The organism is Accumulibacter sp., assembly GCF_032229525.1.
Classification (GTDB): Bacteria; Pseudomonadota; Gammaproteobacteria; order Burkholderiales; family Rhodocyclaceae; genus Accumulibacter.
The window spans coordinates 1-3,238 of sequence record NZ_JAVTWB010000022.1 but is presented as its reverse complement, the minus strand read 5'-3'; the positions used below and the strand labels follow the sequence as shown (position 1 = coordinate 3,238).

Annotated in this window: 3 protein-coding genes and 2 pseudogenes; all 5 read right to left on the bottom strand. The window is 63.6% G+C overall.

Going from position 1 to position 3,238, the window contains the following annotated elements; translation table 11 throughout:
• A pseudogene (locus RUW20_RS01785) lies at positions 1-232 on the bottom strand (urease accessory protein UreD); the annotation flags it as partial.
• A 20-nt stretch (positions 233-252) separates the two neighbouring features.
• Positions 253-945, bottom strand: coding sequence for an urea ABC transporter ATP-binding subunit UrtE (urtE, locus tag RUW20_RS01780; protein WP_313950475.1), 693 nt, complete (start codon positions 943-945; stop codon positions 253-255).
• A gap of 14 nt (positions 946-959) precedes the next feature.
• Complete coding sequence (urtD, locus tag RUW20_RS01775; protein WP_409559284.1) at positions 960-1,805, bottom strand: urea ABC transporter ATP-binding protein UrtD; 846 nt, start codon at positions 1,803-1,805, stop codon at positions 960-962.
• Positions 1,802-2,980 (bottom strand): urea ABC transporter permease subunit UrtC, encoded by a 1,179-nt coding sequence (gene urtC / locus RUW20_RS01770; protein WP_313950474.1) that lies wholly within the window; start codon positions 2,978-2,980, stop codon positions 1,802-1,804. Before urtC ends, urtD begins: the two co-directional genes overlap by 4 nt.
• 19 nt (positions 2,981-2,999) lie before the next feature.
• Positions 3,000-3,238, bottom strand: a pseudogene (locus RUW20_RS01765) (urea ABC transporter permease subunit UrtB); the annotation flags it as partial.

Below are 3,238 nucleotides of genomic sequence, written 5' to 3'. Positions count from 1 at the left end.
GAGCATCACCGCCGGCGATACCGCCCGGCGGATGCAGAACGATGGCGTGGCAGACGTCCGGGCCTTCCGGGTAGAGCGCCTTCTGTACGCGTAGCGGGCCGTAATGGTCGCGCTGCACCAGTGCGCTGACCGCGCCACGACGCTCGAAACCCAAGGCCAGGCGTGCCTGCCAGCCCGGACGCGCAGCCTCCTCGAGCGCCCACTGTGCCGGGCGAGTCGCTTCCTCGAGCACCTGCCTGTTTTGTACCGCAGTCAAACTGCCAGGGCTGCCAGAACCCCATCTTTTTCCATGTCTTCACCTCGTCCGCGCATGATGATCTCGCCGCGTTCCATCACCAGGTACTGGTCGGCCAGCGAACGCGCAAAATCATAGTACTGTTCGACGAGCAGAATGGCCATTTCGCCGCTTTGCGCCAGCGCCCGAATGGCGCGCTCGATGTCCTTGATGATCGATGGCTGGATGCCTTCCGTCGGCTCGTCGAGGATCAGCAGTTTCGGACCCATGGCCAGAGCACGGCCGATCGCCAGCTGCTGCTGCTGGCCACCGGAAAGGTCACCCCCACGCCGGCGCAGCATCTGCCGCAGCACCGGAAACATCTCGAAGATGCGCTCGGGAATCGGCGTGCTGCCAGGGCAGCTGGCCAATCCCATCAGCAGATTTTCGTGCACCGTCAGGCGCGGAAAGATCTCGCGCCCCTGCGGCACGTAGCCGATGCCTGCGCGCACGCGCTGGTGCGACGCCGAACGGCTCAGGTCGCAGCCGGCGAACTCGATGCTGCCGCCTTTGGTCGGCACCATCCCCATCAGCGACTTGAGCAGTGTCGACTTGCCGACACCGTTGCGCCCGAGAACCGCCGTCACCTTGCCGGCCTCGGCGGTGAAACTGAGGTCGCGCAGGATGTGGCTGCCGCCGTAATACTGGTTGAGGTTCGTTACATTCAACATCGCAGTCATCGATCTTAACGCCCCAGGTAGACTTCAATGACCCGCGCGTCGGCCTGCACTTCCTCGAGCGCGCCTTCGGCGAGTACGCTGCCTTCGTGCAGGACGGTAACCTTGCCGCCGAGCTGCTTGACGAAAGCCATGTCGTGTTCGACGACCACCAGCGAGTGCTTTCCTGCCAGCGACAGGAACAGTTCGCCGGTGCGTTCGGTTTCTTCGTCGGTCATGCCGGCGACCGGTTCGTCGAGCAACAGCAGCTTGGGCTCCTGCATCAGCAGCATGCCGATCTCCAGCCACTGCTTCTGCCCGTGCGAGAGCAGACCGGCCAGCCGGTCGGCGTGGGCGGTGAGGCGAATTCTCTGCAGCGTCTCGGCGATACGGTCGGTATCCGCCGCATCAAGCAGCGCCAGCAGGCTGCGCCAGACGCGCTTGTCGGTTTTCATGGCCAGCTCGAGGTTCTCGAAGACCGTGTGATTCTCGAAGATGGTCGGTTTCTGGAACTTGCGCCCGATCCCGGCATGCGCGATTTCGGGTTCGGAGAGGCGCGTCAGGTCGAGCGTCTGACCGAAGAAAGCAGTGCCCTCGTCCGGCCGCGTCTTGCCGGTAATGACATCCATCATCGTCGTCTTGCCAGCGCCGTTTGGGCCGATGATGCAGCGCAGCTCACCGGCGTCGATCGCCAGCGACAACTTGTTCAAGGCACGGAAGCCGTCGAAGCTGACGGTGATGTCTTCCAGATAGAGGACCACCTTGTGCGACAGGTCGAGCTGGCCCGGCTTGAGCATATGCCCGAGTTCGGCCGTCCCGCTGTCCCAGTTCGGGTTATCGTTGAGCGGGGCGTTGGCCGCATTGGCAGCGTTCATGCGCGCGCTCCCTTCGCTGCAGTGACCGGCTCACCGACCTCCTCCTGGCGCTCTCCTTTGCCGACCCCGGCGCGCAGTCGCTGGACCAGGCCGACCACACCCTGCGGCAGCCACAGCGTCGACACGATGAACAGCGTGCCGAGGAAAAACAGCCAGTACTCGGGGAAGCTGACCGTAAACCAGCTCTTGGCGAGATTGACGATGAAGGCGCCGATAACCGCGCCGATCAGCGTGCCGCGCCCGCCGACGGCGACCCAGATGGCAATCTCGATCGAGTTGGCCACCGCCATTTCGGACGGATTGATGATCCCCACCTGCGGCACGTAGAGCGCCCCGGCGATGGCGCAGAGCATGGCCGACAGGGTCCACACGAAGAGCTTGTACCACAGCGGGTTGTAGCCGATGAACATCACCCGTGACTCGGCGTCGCGGATCGCCGTCAGGATGCGACCAAACTTCGACGTAACCAGGAAACGTGCCAACAACAGGGTGCCGATCAGCGCCAGCGCCGACAGGCCGAACAGCACCACCCGCGTTTCCGGTGCGGTGATCGAATAGCCGAGGATGCGCTTGAAATCGGTGAAGCCGTTGTTGCCGCCGAAACCCGTTTCGTTGCGGAAGAAGAGCAGCATCGCCGCGTAGGTCAGCGCCTGCGTGATGATCGAGAAGTAGACCCCCCGGATGCGCGAGCGGAAAGCGAAATAGCCGAAGACGAAGGCGATCAGCGCCGGTACGATCAGCACCAGCAGCACGGCCCACAGAAAGTGGTCGCTGCCGCTCCAGAACCACGGCAGTTCCTTCCAGTCGAGGAAGACCATGAAGTCCGGCAGATCGCTCTGATAACTGCCCTCGCGACCGATCTCGCGCATCAGGTACATGCCGAAGGTGTAGCCGCCAAGGGCGAAGAAGAGACCGTGGCCGAGCGAGAGAATGCCGCCGTAGCCCCAGATCAGATCCATCGCCACGGCGACGATGGCGTAGCAGAGGATCTTGCCGGTCAGGGTGATGAAATAAGTCGACAGGTGCAGCGGACTCTCGGGAGGCAGCAGCAGGTGCATGATCGGCACCGCTACCACGGCGAAGGCAGCGAAAAGGCCGACCAGCAGCCAGCTGCGCGCGTCGAAGCTGCGCCCGAGGCGGACAATGAACGGCGTGCGTGCAAGGGAAGAACTCATCGATGCTCCGGTCACAATGTCACGACTCGACGAAGCGGCCCTTGAGGGCGAACAGCCCCTGCGGACGCTTTTGAATGAAGATGATGATGATCACCAGGACGACGATCTTGGCGACCACTGCGCCGGTCCAGCCCTCGAGGAACTTGGTCAGCACGCCGAGGCCGAGCGCCGCCCAGACCGCGCCGGCGAGCTGCCCGACACCACCGAGGACGACGACCATGAACGAATCGACGATATAGCCCTGCCCCATGTCCGGGC

Bases quoted from the DNA above. Each gene is read 5' to 3' on its own strand.
- urtE (WP_313950475.1), bottom strand. From the start codon at position 945: ATGTTGAATGTAACGAACCTCAACCAGTATTACGGCGGCAGCCACATC.
- urtD (WP_409559284.1), bottom strand. From the start codon at position 1,805: ATGAACGCTGCCAATGCGGCCAACGCCCCGCTCAACGATAACCCGAAC.
- urtC (WP_313950474.1), bottom strand. From the start codon at position 2,980: ATGAGTTCTTCCCTTGCACGCACGCCGTTCATTGTCCGCCTCGGGCGC.